Genomic DNA, 17587 nt, shown 5'->3' with positions numbered 1-17587 from the left:
CCAACCCTTTTTCGAACTCTCATGATCCGGCCCCACAACAGGGAAGTCCTATGTCGGCGGTACGCATCGGTCCATATACATTGCACAACGGTTTGATTCTCGCCCCTATGGCGGGTGTCACCGACCAGCCCTTTCGTCAGCTGTGCAAGCGACTGGGCGCAGGCCTTGTAGTCTCGGAAATGGTCACCAGCGACATGAGCTTGTGGAACACCCGCAAATCGCGGATGCGCATGATCCACGAAGGCGATCCCGAGCCCCGCTCGGTACAGATCGCCGGCGGTGATGCGCAGATGCTGGCGGATGCAGCCCGGGCCAACGTCGAACTGGGCGCACAGATTATTGATATCAACATGGGCTGTCCGGCGAAGAAGGTCTGCAACAAGGCCGCCGGGTCCGCCCTGTTGAAAGATGAAGCATTGGTGACCGAGATCCTGCAGGCCGTGGTGGCCGCGGTCGATGTGCCGGTCACCCTGAAGATCCGCACCGGCTGGGACCGGATGAACAAAAACGGCCTGACCGTGGCGAAGATCGCCGAACAGGCAGGTATTACGGCGCTGGCGGTGCATGGCCGCACCCGTGCCGATTTGTACACAGGAGTTGCCGAATACGACACCATTGCTGCGATCAAGCAGGCGGTGTCCATCCCGGTCTTCGCCAATGGCGATATCGATTCGCCCGAGAAGGCCCGGTACGTGCTCGACGCGACCGGTGCCGACGGCCTGTTGGTGGGTCGGGCTGCCCAGGGGCGGCCCTGGATTTTTCGTGAAATCGACCATTATCTGCGTACCGGCGAAAAACTCCCGGCACCGGAATTGATCGAGGTGGAACGTATTCTGCTTGAGCATCTGGCCGCGCTGCATGCCTTCTATGGCGACGTCATGGGCGTGCGCATAGCTCGCAAGCATGTGGGCTGGTATCTCGCAACCTTGCCGGGCGCCAGGGAGTTCCGCGCCCACTTCAATCGTTTGCAAGAGACGGAAGCACAATGCGCCTACGTTCGGGCCTTCTTCGCCGAACGCTACAAGAGCCTGACAGGGGACGGAGAAGGGGTGGCCGCATGACGATGATGACCGAGACTTTAGTGAGTGGAACAACACCCGTGAGCGACAACGTGAATTTGAAACAGCACCTCAATACGCCGAGCGAAGAAGGTCAGACCCTTCGCGGGAATGTCGAGAAGGCGCTGCACAATTATTTCGCCCACCTTGAGGGCGCTGCCGTCACGGATGTGTACAACCTGGTGCTCTCCGAAGTCGAGGCTCCCCTGCTCGAATGCGTGATGAACTACGTCAAGGGCAACCAGACCAAAGCCAGTGAGTTGCTCGGGTTGAACCGGGGCACCCTGCGCAAGAAACTCAAGCAGTACGATTTGCTGTAAGCATTCAATCAAACCAGAAAGGCGCCCGCGTAAAACCGGTCGCCTTTTTTGCTGACTCCTTTGCTTTTGATGGACATTGAGATGACCGACCAGACTACCCGCCTGCCGATCCGCCGCGCCTTGATCAGCGTTTCCGACAAGACCGGGATCCTCGAATTCGCCAAAGAGCTCGAAGCCCTGGGCGTCGAAATCCTCTCCACCGGCGGGACGTTCAAACTGCTGCGCGACAACGGCGTTGCCGCAGTGGAAGTCGCGGATTACACCGGTTTTGCAGAAATGATGGACGGTCGGGTGAAAACCCTGCACCCGAAAATCCACGGCGGGATTCTCGGTCGTCGCGGTATCGACGACGCCATCATGAACGAGCACGGCATCAAGCCGATCGACCTGGTCGCGGTCAACCTGTACCCGTTCCAAGCCACCATCAACAAGCCAGGCTGCGACCTGCCGACCGCCATCGAAAACATCGACATCGGCGGCCCGACCATGGTCCGTTCGGCCGCCAAGAACCACAAAGACGTGGCCATCGTGGTGAATGCCAGCGATTACGCCAGCGTCCTGGAAAGCCTCAAGGCCGGTGGTCTGACCTACGCTCAGCGCTTCGACCTGATGCTCAAGGCCTTCGAACACACCGCCGCCTATGACGGCATGATCGCCAACTACATGGGCACCGTGAACCAGGCGGCTGAAACCCTCAGCACCGAAGGTCGCAGCGAATTCCCGCGCACCTTCAACAGCCAGTTCATCAAGGCTCAGGAAATGCGCTACGGCGAGAACCCGCACCAGAGCGCGGCGTTCTACGTGGAAGCCAAGCCTGCCGAAGTCGGCATCGCCACCGCTACCCAACTGCAAGGCAAAGAGCTGTCGTACAACAACGTGGCCGACACCGACGCGGCGCTGGAATGCGTGAAGAGCTTCGTCAAGCCGGCCTGCGTGATTGTCAAGCACGCCAACCCGTGCGGCGTGGCGGTGAGCCCGGACGCCGAAGGCGGCATTCGTCAGGCTTACGAACTGGCCTACGCCACCGACACCGAATCGGCGTTCGGCGGCATCATCGCCTTCAACCGCGAACTGGATGCTGAAACTGCCAAAGCCATCGTCGAGCGTCAGTTCGTCGAAGTGATCATCGCCCCGTCCGTCAGCGCAGAAGCCCGCGCCATCGTCGCCGCAAAAGCCAACGTGCGCCTGCTGACCTGTGGCGAGTGGTCGGCTGATCGCGCTCCGGCCTGGGACTACAAACGCGTCAATGGCGGTTTGCTGGTGCAGAGCCGCGATATTGGCATGATCGGCAGCGAAGACCTGAAAGTCGTGACCAAGCGCGCCCCGAGCGAACAGGAAATCAACGACCTGATCTTCGCCTGGAAAGTCGCCAAATACGTGAAGTCCAATGCCATCGTCTACGCCAAGAATCGTCAGACCATCGGTGTCGGCGCCGGCCAGATGAGCCGCGTGAACTCCGCGCGTATCGCCGCGATCAAGGCTGAACACGCCGGGTTGCAGGTAGCAGGCTCGGTGATGGCCTCCGACGCCTTTTTCCCGTTCCGCGATGGTCTGGACAATGCGGCCAAGGTCGGCATCACGGCGGTGATCCAGCCGGGCGGCTCGATGCGTGATAACGAAGTGATTGCAGCAGCCGACGAGGCTGGCATCGCGATGGTCTTTACTGGCATGCGCCACTTCCGTCACTGATTTTTTTGCTTGATCGTACCCACGCTCTGCGTGGGCACGCAGCCCGGGACGCTCCGCGTCCCTCGGACGCGGAGCGTCCGTAGAGGCATTCCCACGCAGAGCATGGGAACGATCAGCCCCCACAGAATTAGCGTCATCCGAGGTTTTTGAAATGAATATTTTGATCATTGGCAGCGGTGGCCGTGAACACGCCCTGGCCTGGAAAGTGGCTCAGGATCCGCGCGTGCAGAAAGTTTTCGTTGCCCCGGGCAACGCCGGCACGGCCATTGAAGCCAAGTGCGAGAACGTCGCTATCGACGTGCTGGCCCTTGAGCAGCTTGCAGATTTCGCGGAGAAAAACGTTTCCCTGACCATCGTCGGTCCGGAAGTGCCGCTGGTCGCCGGTGTCGTCGATCTGTTTCGCGCCCGTGGTCTGGATTGCTTTGGCCCAACTGCGGGTGCCGCGCAACTGGAAGGTTCGAAAGCGTTCACCAAAGACTTCCTGGCTCGTCACAAGATCCCGACCGCCGACTACCAGAACTTCACAGAGGTCGAGCCGGCCTTGGCTTATCTGCGCGAAAAAGGCGCACCGATCGTCATCAAGGCCGATGGCCTGGCCGCCGGTAAAGGCGTGATCGTCGCCATGACCCTGGGCGAAGCCGAAGACGCAGTGCGCGACATGCTCGCCGGCAACGCGTTTGGCGACGCCGGTTCCCGCGTGGTGATCGAAGAGTTCCTGGATGGCGAAGAAGCCAGCTTCATCGTCATGGTCGACGGCAAGAACGTGTTGCCGATGGCCACCAGTCAGGACCACAAACGCGTCGGCGACGGCGACACCGGCCCGAACACCGGCGGCATGGGCGCTTACTCCCCGGCCCCGGTCGTCACGGCCGAAGTCCATCAGCGGGTCATGGACCTGGTGATCTGGCCGACCGTGCGTGGCATGGCCGAGGAAGGCAACGTTTACACTGGCTTCCTCTATGCCGGCCTGATGATCGACAAGGCGGGCAACCCAAAAGTCATCGAGTTCAATTGCCGTTTCGGCGATCCCGAGACCCAACCGGTAATGCTGCGTTTGCAGTCGAGCCTGGTGTTGCTGGTGGAAGCGGCCCTGGCGCAAGCGCTGGACAAGGTCGAAGCACAATGGGATCCACGTCCGAGCGTCGGCATCGTATTGGCCGCTGGCGGTTACCCGGGTGACTACGCCAAAGGCGTTGCCATCAACGGCCTGGATGCAGCCGCGACACTGGAAGGCAAAGTCTTCCATGCCGGTACTGCGCTCAAGGACGGTCAGGTGGTCACTGCCGGTGGTCGGGTGCTGTGCGCAACCGCCATGGGCACCAGCGTCGATGCAGCCCAGCAGCAGGCTTACAAACTGGCAGCTAAAATCGACTGGGAAGGCTGCTTCTACCGCAAGGACATTGGCTACCGCGCCATTGCCCGCGAGCGTGGCGAAAATCAGGAATAAGTCATCCATTCGGCCAGGCAAGGGCTTGCGACCCTTGCCTGACTATTCCGGCGCCGCGCATAGTTGTACTCTGGCATTAACCTACGAAGGGATTTCGCCGTGCGCTGGCTCAGGATTGCCATAGGCTTCACCGTCACTCTGCTGACCTTGCTCTGCATGCTCCCGGCCCAAGCCGCGCAAGGCAGTGGCTGGGCAGTATTGCTCGACGAACAGGGCGACTTGCAGCTGAGCGATATCCGTTCCAGCCGCTACACCAATCAATTCAGCCCCATCGAACTCGACCGCCTCACCGCGGCCGCGCCCGACGGTGCACTATGGCTGCGCTTCAGGCTCGCGCCTGGCAAGCATGAACAGTTGCTGCGCGTGTTCGCACCGGACTTGTCGCACCTCAACCTGTATGTGCTCGACGGCGATCAGTTGATCGATCAAATGAATACCGGTACCGGGCAGCTCCAGACCAAGCGCCCGCTCCCCAGCAGCGACTTCATGTTGCCGTTGCCACAAAGCGACAAAACCCTCGACGTTTACTTGCGGCTGGCCTCCGAACACCAATTGCGGCCTTACATCACCCTGCAATCGGCGGTCATGACCGCGGCCACTCAGAACCTGACGCTGATCTACGGCCTGCTTTTTGGCTGCATCGCAATGTTGATCCTGCATAACCTGACGCGTTATGCCTATACCCGCTCACGCAGCAGCCTCTGGCTGGCGGCATGCGAAGGATTGTTGTTGCTTAGCCTGGTGTTGTTACTGAATCTGGCGGGGCCCTGGTTGCCGAACTGGCCCGCCTTGCAGACGCCCGGTGCCTACCTCGCCTTGCTGCTGACTGCACCTTGCGGCCTGATGTTCGCCCACTGCTTCTTCGCACCGCTTGGCCCACATCCGCTGAACAAGCTGCTGCTGGGAGACGTCCTGTTCATCATGGTCTGCGGTCTGCTGTTGCTGTTCGTCAACACGCTGCCGCTGAACCTCATCACGTACGCGCTGGTTGCCCTCGCCGGCCTCAGTATATTGTTCGTCAGCGCCCATCACTGGCAAAAAGGTTATCGCCCGGCGCGCCTGTTTGTCGCGGCCATGGTGGTCTTCAACCTTGGCACATTGATTATTCTGCCGGCGCTGCAGGGGCTGACCCTTGTCTCTCCGCAAGGCCTGATCATCATTTTGTTGGTGTTTATCTGTATCAGTGGCCTGTTGATGAGCATTGCCCTGGGCGAGCGACAGCGCAGTATCACCGAAAACCGTTTCAGCATCAGTCGCGACCTGGCCGCCAGCAATGCCGAGATCAACGCCAAAGCCGAATTTCTGGCAAAGATCAGCCACGAAATCCGCACCCCGATGAATGGCGTGCTGGGCATGACCGAACTGCTGCTGGGCACTCCGTTGTCGGTCAAGCAGCGCGATTACGTGCAGACCATCCATAGCGCCGGCAACGAGCTGCTGACGCTGATCAATGAAATTCTCGACATCTCCAAACTCGAATCCGGGCAGATTGAACTGGACGATGTGCAGTTTGATCTCAATGCCCTGATCGAAGACTGCCTCAATATCTTCCGCGCCAAGGCCGAACAGCAGAACGTCGAACTGATCAGTTTTATCCAGCCACAGGTACCGCGTGTCATCAGCGGTGATCCGACGCGCCTGCGCCAGACCCTGCTGAGCCTGCTGGAAAACGCTCTGAAGAAAACCGACGAAGGTGAGATTCTGATCGTCGTCGCTCTGGATGAACGCAGCGTCGAACCGCGGTTGCGCATCGCCGTGCAGGACAGCGGCCACCCAATGGAGGCCCAGGAGCGCGACGCACTGATGCATGCCGAACTGCATAGCAAGCACTTTTTCTCGGCCACCAGCCTGGGGGGCAATCTTGGGCTGGTCATCGCCCGTCAGCTGATCCGTTTGATGCAGGGTGAATTCGGCATCAAGTGTGGCGCCAATCAGGGCAGTACATTATGGCTGACCCTGCCACTGGACCCGGACCGTCTCGAACATCCGACGTCAGACCTGGACAGCCCGCTGCAAGGCGCACGCGTATTGATCGTGGATGACAACGACACCTGTCGCAAGGTGCTGGTGCAGCAGTGCAGCGCTTGGGGCCTGAATGTCAGCGCCGTGCCGTCCGGCAAGGAGGCCCTGGCATTGCTGCGTACCAAGGCTCACCTGCGCGATTACTTCGATGTGGTCCTGCTGGACCAGAACATGCCCGGCATGACCGGCATGCAACTGGCCGCCAAGATCAAGGAAGATCCAAGCCTGAACCACGACATTCTGCTGATCATGCTCACTGGCATCAGCAACGCGCCGAGCAAGATCATCGCGCGCAACTGCGGGATCAAACGCATCCTTGCCAAACCGGTGGCCGGCTATACCCTCAAGACCACCCTGGCGGACGAACTGAACCAGCGCAACAAAGGCCTGTCCGTCTCGCAACTGCCCACCGGTCCTACCCTTCCGGTCAAGGTGCCCAGCGATTTCCGCATACTGGTGGCCGAAGACAACAGCATCTCGACCAAAGTCATACGCGGCATGCTGGGCAAGCTCAACCTGCAACCGGACACCGCCAGCAATGGCGAAGAAGCCTTGGTGGCGATGAAGGCCCAGCGCTATGACCTGGTGCTGATGGACTGTGAAATGCCGATCCTCGACGGCTTCTCCGCCACCCAGCAATTGCGCGCCTGGGAAGTCGGTAATCAGCGGATTCGCACCCCCGTGGTGGCGCTGACCGCACACATCCTCGCCGAGCACAAAGAGCGCGCGCGCCAGGCCGGCATGGACGGGCACATGGCCAAACCGGTCGAGCTGTCGCAGTTGCGCGACCTGATCGAACACTGGGTTGCTCAGCGCGATCAGCAGAATCGGACGGCCTCGACCGTCTGAGCATCCCTGTGCTGCGAGCTCATCAGATTTCCAGATTGATCAGGTATTCCAAGGAATGGGATATAACCGACTTCTTTACCTTGTCCCGAAACTGGGCATAGTGAAGTGTGTTGAAGGTAATCAAAGCCATCTGTTCGATGCTGTTGTACACGAGCGTTTGATCTTCGACAAACAGGAATCGAGAGACATCTCGACGAATTTGAAACTGTCGGTGATAGATCCCCATATCAACTTTGTTCGGGCCGTTCATCACGCAAGGAATCATCTGAAAGCAACCGCCCTCTGAGCCAAGGCTCGTCGAGTCGAATACCTTGAGCGCCAATGCGTTGCGCTCCATCTGTTCCAAAGCCCGCCTCATAGGCTGGGAGAATGCCTCGCCGAGACGTGTTGAGATACATCGCATTGCCTGCCTGCCCATCAGACTGTTCTGCATGGGCAATAATGTTTCAGGTTTTGGAACATCCCATCCGAGAAACTTCAGTTGATTGCGGTAATACTCAAACCAGTCACCCGACAATCCATTGTTAAACGCAGTACGGGTAGCGTTTTGCGCAAAAGCCGTGCTCATGTAAATGTCTTCCCGGTGGGACGCAGGCAAACCACTGGCAAACGCGACGACGCTGCCGCCAACAACCGCAGCCGGTGGAGCAATCAATTGCGTCATGATTCAATCGCCTCAGGAACATGCACGCTCGAAGAGCCGTCGGTCAGGCTCAACATCGCAATATTGCCCTTAAGCTTCTCCCTGATCTTCAAGGCGATAGCATCACGCGCAGGACCGTAGAGAGTTTCGGACAGATAGGCCCGGGCGTAACGCATGCTGACAGTGCCTTCCACATCTTCGGCCTGAAGAAGCTGTGCCAAAGGATTGGGGCTTATCTCTTTACGGGTTTTGAACTCCAAGTACACGCTTATGACCGAGCTCGGAGTTCGCGCCAGAATCACAAGCAAACGCACAACCTTGGCTGGCGCAGGTACTTCAGTCAATTCATCTGCGGACGTTTTTTGCACATGACTGCGCAGCAAGCTCATTGCAGGTTCAGTGCCCAACACACTCGCCACCCGTGCCAATGTTGTGGCAGTAGCTTGCCCTTCGTCTGGAGCGCCTTTGGACATTGCAGCGGCAACCCATTCGATCATAGACTCGCCGCAGTTTTCGGTGATGAGCCTTTCCTCTCGCGCCTTTGTTTGCCGCAGCCAGAAGTCATCTAAAACTTTCACATAAGCGTTGTACCAATTAACCTCTGAGTTTTTTTCAACCTCTTTATTGGCAACCAATTGCGCCAGCAACACCGAATTGACCAAATCATCATGAGCTACCCGCCCATCAGATTCAGGAACAATCACGATAGCAGCCCCAACCACTGACACTAAGTAATCGCAACCCATATCATTTCCTCGCTCATATAAAAAGGCGGTCGACACTCGATCGCCCTGCCAGATTCAGTTAGATGTCATAGTCAGCAATTTTTCCGGCGTGCGCGACAAGTTTGCTTGCAATAACTTCACGGGTAGCTTTGGCGAGCAGATCATTCTTTTCAAAAACCGTTTCACCGCGATACAAGTTCACATTGCGAGTATCAACATCCACAAATAGCACTTTGGTCGACGTGTTCTTGCGTAAAAAACGCACCGCACCGAGTGCCATAGTGGCTACGCCATTATTTTCAGTGCATGCACCGGCGGTTACTCCGCCTACGCCATGGTTCAACAGATTACGCTCATAAAGCGTCAGTTCCGTATCACGCTTTTGCAGGGCTGCAATCGCATCCCCCGCCACTTTCAGCATCAATGCGGTAGTCGGGCCAGGCAGCGCAAGGCCAGCGACCACCGAGCCAAGAATATCTAACACCAGTTTGTCCATGCGGACACTGGTTCCGCTGACGTGCAAGTCGTTGTAGTACTTGCTGATAGGCGTCCAGCCCGCTTTGGTCATGACATCCCGGAACTGCATATACCACTCTTTGCCCTGGTACTCCTCCGGGAAGAGTTTGTTCGCTACAAGGCTCGCATAGAGAAAGGCATTCTGTGCATCCGACCGATTCTCACCACTGATGCCACTGCTGAAAGACAACATCCCTTCGCCAACAATAGAGGCTTTCGACGGTTCTTCAACAGTATCACCAAGCAAAAACATTCCACGAGGTTGCAGAGCCACTACCTCACCCAGATCATATTCTTTCAAACTTTCAACACAGGCAGAAATATAGCGACCGTCAAGCACTAGATTGCTCATAAAAGATTCCTTATCTCGTTAAGCAAGCCCCTCATGAGCTTGCGGTTAAAACAATAACCAAACAAGCGAACACCCACAAACTTAAATATGTAACACCTGTCCAGCCACCTCACACACTTAGTTAAGAACACCAAAATAAAGACAAATATTCATAAGATCTTTTAAACGTGATACCCACACGCTATTGATCGACTGATAGACTTCGCTTCACCACCCTCCTGCTGCGAGCCGACATCATGCTCCACGTGTTATTCAGCGTTTATTTGAAGATGCTGGTGCTCTACAGCCCGTTCTTCGTGTTGTCCTGTTTCATCAGCCTGACCCGCGGCTATTCGCGTAAGGAGCAACGACGCCTGGCCTGGAAAGTGGCAACCGCCACGCTGGTTTCCAGCGTCTTGCTGTACCTGTTCGGTCGGGTGATTTTCAATGTGTTCGGCATCACCGTGGACGCCTTTCGCATTGGCGCCGGCAGCGTGTTGTTCATCTCGGCATTGGGCATGGCCCAGGGTAAGTCGGCGGTGCAGACCGATAACGTGCAGCAGGATGTGACCATCGTTCCGCTGACCATTCCGCTGACTGTTGGCCCGGGCACCATCGGGGCCTTGCTGGTGATGGGCGTGAGTCAGCCGCACTGGGACGACAAACTCACCGCCATACTCAGCATTGCTCTGGCTAGCTTCACGGTCGGGGTGGTGCTTTACTTATCCAACCGGATCGAACGGATTCTCGGCGATCAGGGTTTGCAGATCGTCAGCCGCTTGATGGGGTTGTTTGTCTGCGCACTGGCGGCGCAGATTATCTTTACCGGGGTAAAGGGCTATCTGGTGCCAGGCGCCATTGCCCCATGAAAAAGACTGCGGGGGATCAATCCCGCAGCCTCGCTTAACCTCCCTGGAGGTAGATTGCCCGCTTCCGGGTCTACGCTTCGACTACCTTCTCCAGCAGTTTCACCAGCTCAAGACTGACACCCTCCTTCAGTCCCTGTATCAGTCCCTCAAGGGTGACGATCCGCGAATAACCGGAAACAATGATCCCCAGTACAAACATGTCCCGTATTTCCGTTCCGACGGATTCGACACTTCGAAAAATCAGGCTGCCCCCGCCATCCGGATCGGTCAGCAACAGATGCCCCTCGACCAGCGTGATCCGCCAGTCATCCATCGCCGGCAGATCCATGATCCATTGGCGCTTATGGGGCACCTTATGATGGAAGTCGATAATCAGGCAATCGAGCCGTGACCAAGCGGCTTGTGAGAGCTGGCAGCTCATCTGGCCATTGAGTCCCAACACCAGTGTGGTGACACCGTCTGGAATCAGCGGCAACAAGTCCTCTATATTGTCCCGGGTCTGGATCGTCATGACCTGTCCCGCTCGACTCACCGAGTCTGCATACATCCAGACATCATGCTCCGACACCAGCCACGCACCGTTTCTGTTACTGAACACCCCACGGGTCACGGTGTTGTGCAGCAGCGCAATTTCGCCATCGCGCGCGCCCAGATAAGCAGGCCAATGCCCGTTGGTCTGTACGGTCGAGTAGTACAGGCGCTTGGCACCTGTGTCATACCAGGCAAAGAGATCATCGAATCTGCCCGCGGTCAAAACGGGCGCGCAGGAACGGCCGGCAATCAATTGGAGCAGCTTGTTTTCCCGCACCTGTCGCGTGCCAAGACCGAAGAAAAAATCGCTTTCCACACCGACGATACGAGGTGCTTCACCTTCAAACAGCTCGATCCACACATGCTCTCGGGTCAAGCCACGCAATCCCGCGCCTTCGGGTGCGATCCGGGTGAAAGACCATTGCGCAGCCACCCGCTGCATTGCCGGCAGCCGATCTCGATGCAACAGGCGCGTGCCGTTGGCAAAGGCCGCCGCAAACGCCTCGGGCTCCATGAAGGGCTGACGATAGACCTGTCCCGACGCCGAATCCCATAACCATGCAGCCTTTTTGTCTGGGGTCTGCGCCAATAGCTGTAAGGATTGACTCTCCCTCATGTCGGCAATCAGCAAGCGCCGGCCCACACACCAGACACGCAGGAATGCATTGCCGGGAACATTCTGCACACCCGACACTTCAAAACCCTCGCTGGCCAACTCTTCGGCAAGCGCCAGAACGCTCGTATACCATTCAAAACCGTCACCGACAGCGGCGGCCCGTGCCAGCCAGTCCCCGTTCAGCGCGACCAGCTGCGATTCATCAGTCCTGCTCAGTTGATACAGCATGCCGTCCTCAGTGAGCGCAATGTGGCGCTGCTCCTGGAAAAACACCTCGACCACCTCATGAGGCAGAATCTTTGCAGCAGGCGCGGGCGGCTCGTCATTCTGCAAAGTCACACGCTGTCGGTAGAGACTGCGATGACGCTGATCATAGAACAGGAACGAATCGCCATCGGCGTCCTGGGTATTTAGAAAAATCGGATTGACTGAATCCGCTTCCAGGTTCGGCCGAATCACAAGCCCATCATCCCGTCGCAACCAGAGGCTGATGGGGTTGCGAGAGTCCTCATCCCAATAGGTGATCGAGGTCAGGGGGGCGCATTGATAATCCACGACACTCACTGAATCGAAAGGCGCGAGTTTCGAGTTGCGCACCATCAATTCGTAATCCCAGAAGAAGTACGAAAGGGAGACCGTGTTCTTGCGTTGCAGCAATGCCTTCTGGCCCTCAGTCAGTTTTCCGATGACAGAAAACAGCGAGAGCTCATTTGCGCCGAGCAGGTAAGTCATCTTCATGTCACGACCGTTACGCAGCACGACTTTCTGAACGATCCGTATCAACCCTCCCTCCAGTTCCTGGAAGGCCGAAATCCTTGATCCCGGCAACGGATCCATCAACCGATAAATCCGGTTGACCTGCCCGGTGGTTACATCTGTCCGCCAGATCAGAACTTCGTTGGGGACATAGTAATACGCGTACTTGTCGACAATGGCGCCCAGGCAAGCGGCTTCCTGATAGGCCGGAGCCAGGCCACGGACAAACAGGAAACGGTCTTCATCGCGGTCGTATTGGGCCGTGGTCTTGACCGGTTTGAGGGGATCGCTGTATGGAACAGGAAAATCTCGGATAGCCGTGTAGCGACCGGCCAGACGCATGGAACGCGCGAGCTCGCGGAGGGACGCCTGCGCAGCGGAAGCATTACTGCCCGAGTCGATCGAGATCTCGGAGATGAGCAAGCGCCCTTGCTCCCAGTCCACTTGATACGACTGCTCGTCAAGTTGCAAAAGCAAAGACGACTTTTCAGGGACATGGACCTGGATCGCGCCCAATTGCACACGAGCCCCTTCAATTTTTACGTCCCCCTCAGCCAACCAGGTTGCACTCAATGCCCAGTACATCGACGACGCATCCGGGGTCTTTACAAGCGTGATCGCCCGGACACCCTCGGCCAGCACCACCGTGCATTGTCCGCCCTTCCCCAGAATTTCGTAGGACAGGTAATTGTGCAGCTCTCTTGGCAATTTCGGCACGCGGAGAAAGCGGTTTCTGCGATCCAGCACCACGTTGACTAACGTCTGCGAGTAATTGGGTATCAGTTGATGCAGCACATATTCGGTCGGGAACTTGTAGAAACTGAACCAGAACTGGCGTTCCCCTTCACTGTCGTTCTCGAGTTTCAGCGCCGTTTCAAAATGCTCCCAGCGGGAGGTCGAGCCTGGCAGTGCCTTATAGTCGAATCCGAAGTAGCAATGCGGCATGCACGGCAGTACGACGACATCAAAGTCTGCGGCATCGGGAATCGCGCTTTCGTGCGCATAGCCGAGCGACTCACGGATGCTGATCGACAATGACCGATCCGGATTGCCCTGCGGTGGATGCAACGCATGGGGAATGGCCGCGAATATATTCAAGACGCCGCCGTAACGAAGTAGCCGTCCTTCAAGGTCCAAGTGTGTGACGACGACATAGGGGCTGATGCACAGCGCATCGTCAATCCGCGAAAACCCGCCGCTGCGATAACCCTGTTCAATCAGATTCAAATACTTGCCGACTTGACGGGCCCGCTCCAGTATTCCGCTGAAACCTTCGACCAACGCGCCGATGCCAACCGCCAGCCCCCCCAGAATGACACTCGCCCCCCCCAGAAACGCAGCCGCGGTGCCGGCTCCGACGAGGGATGCCCCAAGCCCGCCCAGCCCCGCCACCAGGCCTGCGGAATCGAACGCCAGTTGTGTAGCGAACTGGGCAATCTGAGCGTCATTCTCGGCATTGGCCAGCAGATAAATATCGAATCCGACCGCAGCCAATTGAAGAATATTGCCCACCCCCTCATTGGCCACGTGCCCCAGGGCATTGAGCACCACCGGCGAGGTGGTTCTTGCGACCAACACGCTGTTTGTAAACGCGGTACGCACCAGATTGATCAATTCCACAGCATCCACCACGATGCCATGGGCCAGCTGTGCATAAGACAGGTAGCCATGCAAGCGCACCGCAGACGTCAATGCCGTCGTCCCACCGTCGGTAGACTCTCGATCCTTCAGCGCAAACAACAGGGCCTGTATGGCGAATCCAGCATTGAGCGTATGAACGGCACCGGCATCAGTTGGATCGATCATACCGGGGCGAGGCGCTTTGACCGACAGTGTCTGGTAAATGTCCGTCAGGTAAGACTTGATGGTGTCCAGATGCACGTCATCGGTCACGACTCTACGGGTCTGACTGGCGTCCTTGGCATTGACCAGCGTAATTTCACGCAGGCCTGTCGCACCGGTCTTCAATGACTCGAAGACCGGCACAAAGTCACGACTCAACTGATGCGCTATCTGTAGGCGAGTGGTGGCGCTTTCGATCTGCCGCGCCCACCGCTGGGCATCCAGCCGAGCCAGGCCATCACCCAGCCGGGCATTTTCCGACAATGAACGGACACGTAACGCCGCGTGATGCTGCCAAGTCTCAACTGACCGCCCGCCGACCATCAGCTCGCGACTCAGCAAATCGCCGACAGTCATTCGCGAAGGCAAAGGTTTTTCGGCAATGCTCGAACCGTTGAGATCTATCACATCAAAAGCCGCGTTCGACACCTCCCCAACGCCATAGAGCCTGGCAATCACGTCATCCTGCAAAAAGCTGGTGATGCCTTGTTGCAGATCCTCTGCCCGCATGAAGGCATACAGGCCGAAATTGGGGTCATAAAATCGATAGGATGTCTCACCCTGCTCCACGACCTTGCTCACCAGCATCGAGTGATTATCTGTGTTGAGCATCAAACTGCCGGTGGAGGTTTTCGCTTTCAGTGCCTGCATGGCCGCGCTCAAATTCACAGCCGCGGCTTTTTTGCCGAACTGCGACATCGGAACGCCACACAACTCATCCAGCACATGCAGCAACGCATGGGTTTCAGCAGCGTCCGGGGAGAGGTTGGCAATCGCCAGTTTACCGATCAAGGCCCGCTCTGCCGTGCTGCCACTTTCAAGCGCTGCGGCCATGACCAGCGCCAGCGGATAACAACGCCGGCCCGGATCACCGCAGCCACGTACCAGCAGCTCCTGCGGCAACTGTTTGACAGCGTCGGCCCCGGCCTGGAAAAACCGTTTACGGACTGAATGCCCTCTCTGCAGAATTGACGCCTGGTACTCGTTCCTGGTCGCCGTTTCAATCCTTTGGACGTGCTCCCCCCACTGCCGCACGCTCAACGGTTCGGCAAGGGCCTGGGCTTTCAGCACCCGCGAGTTTTCTGAAACCTGCCCGGACCAGGATGAGGTCTTGTGCCCGGCTTCGAACATCGCCGGACGCCGGTTGAACAGGGTCTGTTCAATCAATTCGTAACGTGCGAAGAGCCCGCGATCCTGAGTGCTTTCGGCGAGGGCGACCGTCTCCTTCCAGGCAGCTGCGAACACCTCCTGATCCAGTGTGGGCACACCGAACAGGCCACCAAACACGACACGGTGCAACGGGCTCAACTGCTCGGCAAGCAACTTGCCGCCAGCGATACGCGCCAACGCCTCGTTCATATTGCCGAGCGACTCGGCGCCTATTGACGCAGGAAGTTCGCTGGCCGGTTGCGCCAGGATTTGCTGGCGCGTCTCAAAGTCGAGGGCAATGCGATCGTTGAACGTGATGTCGCCGCTCAACCTGTCATTCATCGCGCGCATGAAAGGGGCGCCCAGATCATCAAGCAGCTGTTGCAGCACCGATGTCAGCAACACGGGTTTGCCTTCGATTACCGGCCAGCCTTGTTTGAAGGTCAGGGTCTGGCTGTGCAACAACTCATTAAGGTTGCCGGTGTAGCGGGCCTTGTATTTACCGTCGCGCCAGTTTTGCTGTTCTTTCTCCAGCCACTGTTCGGGCTGTTTAACATTTTCCACCCAGCCACTGATCAACTCTTCTTCAGTCGCCCGGTTATACCCGGTGTCCAGTAATTGCAGGCGCCCCCTTACCTCGGCGACTTTGTCTGGAATGCAGTGGGCATCCACAAAGTCCTCTACTCCCCAAATGGCAGCGCCGGGACCGGATAAACTGATAGTGCCTTGTGCTTGTGGATCGATGCCGTCGCGATGGTAACCCGCTATAGCCGTTGCAAGACGGGAAACATATCCCACGTAATCTGTCGAGGCGTTTTGAGCGCGCTCATTATTTTTTTGAACAATGTCGCCAGTCACTTCCGTCGCGAAACTTACATGCCATTGTTTCCCGGACTTTACCAATGCCTGTTCGACCTTGAGCAGCAGGTCATAATTACTCCGAATGCGCTGCATGATCGAACTGACCATTCCTGACTCCGGATGAGCCATGATGAAAGCGTTCATCTCCAGCCTGGGATTAGGAGCACCCAGACGAACCCCCTGTTCGGGGACAGTCAGCCCCTTCGCGGCAGAAAAAACGTCCGACACCTTGAGCACGGTTTCGGCAAACCTGGTCAACGCCTGTAGTTGCTCCGCGGGAATATCCTTAACGTAGTTCTTGTACCGACTTCTCTCACGACCCGGCATCAACGTCGGATTTTTATCCAGCAATAACTGCAACACACCCAGTTTTTGTTCGAAACTGAATGTCTTGATGTTTACTTCACCCATCTGATCAACGAGTGGCGGCAAATAGTCAAGGTCGCTGTAAGTCCCCCCCTCCAGACTCATCGCCTGAAGTCGCACCACATCGGAAGCCGCAGCCAGGTTCCCGCGAAAAGACACTTCACGCTCGTATACGTCCCATAGAAAATGCGAACCAAATGCCGCACGTGCATCGCGCACTCGAACCTGTTCGCCAGCCATCGCCAGATGGCTCTCAAGGTATCGGGCTTTCGCCGCTTCAAGCGCCGTCCGATCTTGCCCATAAGCTTTCACCAGCAATTCGATACGGGCATCGTCAGCCTTGATGCCTTGTTGTTGCGCCGCCTTGATGTGCTCGAACATCTGTTGGCGCAGCACCACTACACGCTTCTCGATCAAATCGACCAGTTTGGTGGCACTGCTCAGCGCTGTGCCGCCCGACTCCATGGCATGCGCCTTGGCGGCCAGAGTAATGATCCGGTTGGTATCAAAAGCCATCAGCGCGTCAGGGTCATACCAAAGATTCAAGGTATGTCCGTCATTGCTCAGCACTTGCTTCCAGATATTGAAGTAGTCGCGCTGGTTATCCCCGAACAGAGCACCACCCACCCAGACGAAATGCATATTTTTCGGCACGGGCGGATGGACTTCGGCAAGTATTGCTACCGTTTTTTCGATCCTGGCCACATAAGCTTTAGTGTCGGCATTGGCTTTGCGAAGCGTGTCGGTCATCGGCCCGGTTTTTTGCCGGATCAGCGAGACAAGCGTTTCCTGGAACAACTTCGCCGGCGCCAATAGATCAGACAGCCGATCACTTTCACTCGCCGCCTTGTAATACCGGCTGAGTGCGGCGTGTTCTTCACTGCCTGCAAACTCACCGAGGTCACCGGAGAATCCGGATAAACCTACAGCCGTGACAAAATCTTGCCCGGTATTGGGCAACTGCATCAATTCACTCATAACGTCCCTATTCATAATG

The 17587-nt window shown here is 57.2% G+C and carries 10 protein-coding genes; 6 read left to right on the top strand and 4 right to left on the bottom strand.

Annotation, left to right across the window (positions count from 1 at the left end; all coding sequences use genetic code 11):
- The first annotated feature begins 50 nt into the window (after nucleotides 1-50).
- From dusB to LOY56_RS02940, 5 genes are all read left to right on the top strand, one after another.
- Nucleotides 51-1061, top strand: coding sequence for a tRNA dihydrouridine synthase DusB (gene dusB / locus LOY56_RS02960; protein WP_258619730.1), 1011 nt, complete (start codon nucleotides 51-53; stop codon nucleotides 1059-1061).
- Entirely contained in the window at nucleotides 1058-1378 is a 321-nt protein-coding gene (gene fis, locus LOY56_RS02955) for a DNA-binding transcriptional regulator Fis (RefSeq protein WP_030128251.1), read from the top strand. The genes dusB and fis overlap by 4 nt, the downstream gene beginning before the upstream one ends.
- A gap of 81 nt (nucleotides 1379-1459) precedes the next feature.
- The gene (purH, locus tag LOY56_RS02950) at nucleotides 1460-3067 is read left to right on the top strand and encodes a bifunctional phosphoribosylaminoimidazolecarboxamide formyltransferase/IMP cyclohydrolase (RefSeq protein ID WP_258619726.1); all 1608 of its coding nucleotides are present in this window, start codon (nucleotides 1460-1462) and stop codon (nucleotides 3065-3067) included.
- Between the two features lie 151 nt (nucleotides 3068-3218).
- Nucleotides 3219-4514 carry a phosphoribosylamine--glycine ligase gene (gene purD, locus LOY56_RS02945; protein WP_258619720.1) on the top strand — a complete coding sequence of 432 codons (1296 nt, stop codon included), beginning with the start codon at nucleotides 3219-3221 and terminating at the stop codon, nucleotides 4512-4514.
- A gap of 99 nt (nucleotides 4515-4613) precedes the next feature.
- Complete coding sequence (locus LOY56_RS02940; protein WP_258619713.1) at nucleotides 4614-7385, top strand: hybrid sensor histidine kinase/response regulator; 2772 nt, start codon at nucleotides 4614-4616, stop codon at nucleotides 7383-7385.
- Between the two features lie 22 nt (nucleotides 7386-7407).
- Here LOY56_RS02940 and LOY56_RS02935 read toward each other — a convergent pair whose 3' ends face one another.
- Genes LOY56_RS02935 through LOY56_RS02925 form a run of 3 tightly spaced genes read right to left on the bottom strand, consistent with a single transcriptional unit; the run spans nucleotide 7408 to nucleotide 9621 of the window.
- Nucleotides 7408-8049, bottom strand: a complete 642-nt coding sequence (locus LOY56_RS02935; protein ID WP_258619709.1) for a hypothetical protein — start codon at nucleotides 8047-8049, stop codon at nucleotides 7408-7410.
- The gene (locus LOY56_RS02930) at nucleotides 8046-8774 is read right to left on the bottom strand and encodes a hypothetical protein (RefSeq protein ID WP_258619708.1); all 729 of its coding nucleotides are present in this window, start codon (nucleotides 8772-8774) and stop codon (nucleotides 8046-8048) included. The genes LOY56_RS02935 and LOY56_RS02930 overlap by 4 nt, the downstream gene beginning before the upstream one ends.
- A 58-nt stretch (nucleotides 8775-8832) precedes the next feature.
- A complete protein-coding gene (locus tag LOY56_RS02925) occupies nucleotides 8833-9621 on the bottom strand; it encodes a hypothetical protein (RefSeq protein WP_258619706.1) in 789 nt (262 codons plus the stop codon).
- A gap of 236 nt (nucleotides 9622-9857) precedes the next feature.
- Between LOY56_RS02925 and LOY56_RS02920 the strand changes: the two genes are divergently transcribed.
- On the top strand, nucleotides 9858-10469 hold the full coding sequence (locus tag LOY56_RS02920; protein WP_258619701.1) for a MarC family protein: 612 nt from the start codon (nucleotides 9858-9860) through the stop codon (nucleotides 10467-10469).
- A gap of 70 nt (nucleotides 10470-10539) precedes the next feature.
- Here the strand turns inward: LOY56_RS02920 and LOY56_RS02915 are convergent, their stop codons facing one another.
- Nucleotides 10540-17568: a TcdA/TcdB pore-forming domain-containing protein gene (locus tag LOY56_RS02915; RefSeq protein WP_258619699.1), complete on the bottom strand. Its 7029-nt coding sequence runs from the start codon at nucleotides 17566-17568 to the stop codon at nucleotides 10540-10542.
- Between the last annotated feature and the right edge of the window lie 19 nt (nucleotides 17569-17587).

Origin of the sequence: Pseudomonas sp. B21-048, assembly GCF_024748615.1 — a bacterium.
Classification (GTDB): Bacteria; Pseudomonadota; Gammaproteobacteria; order Pseudomonadales; family Pseudomonadaceae; genus Aquipseudomonas.
Note: the sequence above shows the minus strand (reverse complement) of the source record. Positions and strands in the feature narration are given on the sequence as shown.

Coding starts and splice junctions, on each gene's coding strand:
- dusB (WP_258619730.1), top strand. CDS start 51: ATGTCGGCGGTACGCATCGGTCCATATACATTGCACAACGGTTTGATT.
- fis (WP_030128251.1), top strand. CDS start 1,058: ATGACGATGATGACCGAGACTTTAGTGAGTGGAACAACACCCGTGAGC.
- purH (WP_258619726.1), top strand. CDS start 1,460: ATGACCGACCAGACTACCCGCCTGCCGATCCGCCGCGCCTTGATCAGC.
- purD (WP_258619720.1), top strand. CDS start 3,219: ATGAATATTTTGATCATTGGCAGCGGTGGCCGTGAACACGCCCTGGCC.
- LOY56_RS02935 (WP_258619709.1), bottom strand. CDS start 8,049: ATGACGCAATTGATTGCTCCACCGGCTGCGGTTGTTGGCGGCAGCGTC.
- LOY56_RS02930 (WP_258619708.1), bottom strand. CDS start 8,774: ATGGGTTGCGATTACTTAGTGTCAGTGGTTGGGGCTGCTATCGTGATT.
- LOY56_RS02925 (WP_258619706.1), bottom strand. CDS start 9,621: ATGAGCAATCTAGTGCTTGACGGTCGCTATATTTCTGCCTGTGTTGAA.
- LOY56_RS02920 (WP_258619701.1), top strand. CDS start 9,858: ATGCTCCACGTGTTATTCAGCGTTTATTTGAAGATGCTGGTGCTCTAC.
- LOY56_RS02915 (WP_258619699.1), bottom strand. CDS start 17,568: ATGAGTGAATTGATGCAGTTGCCCAATACCGGGCAAGATTTTGTCACG.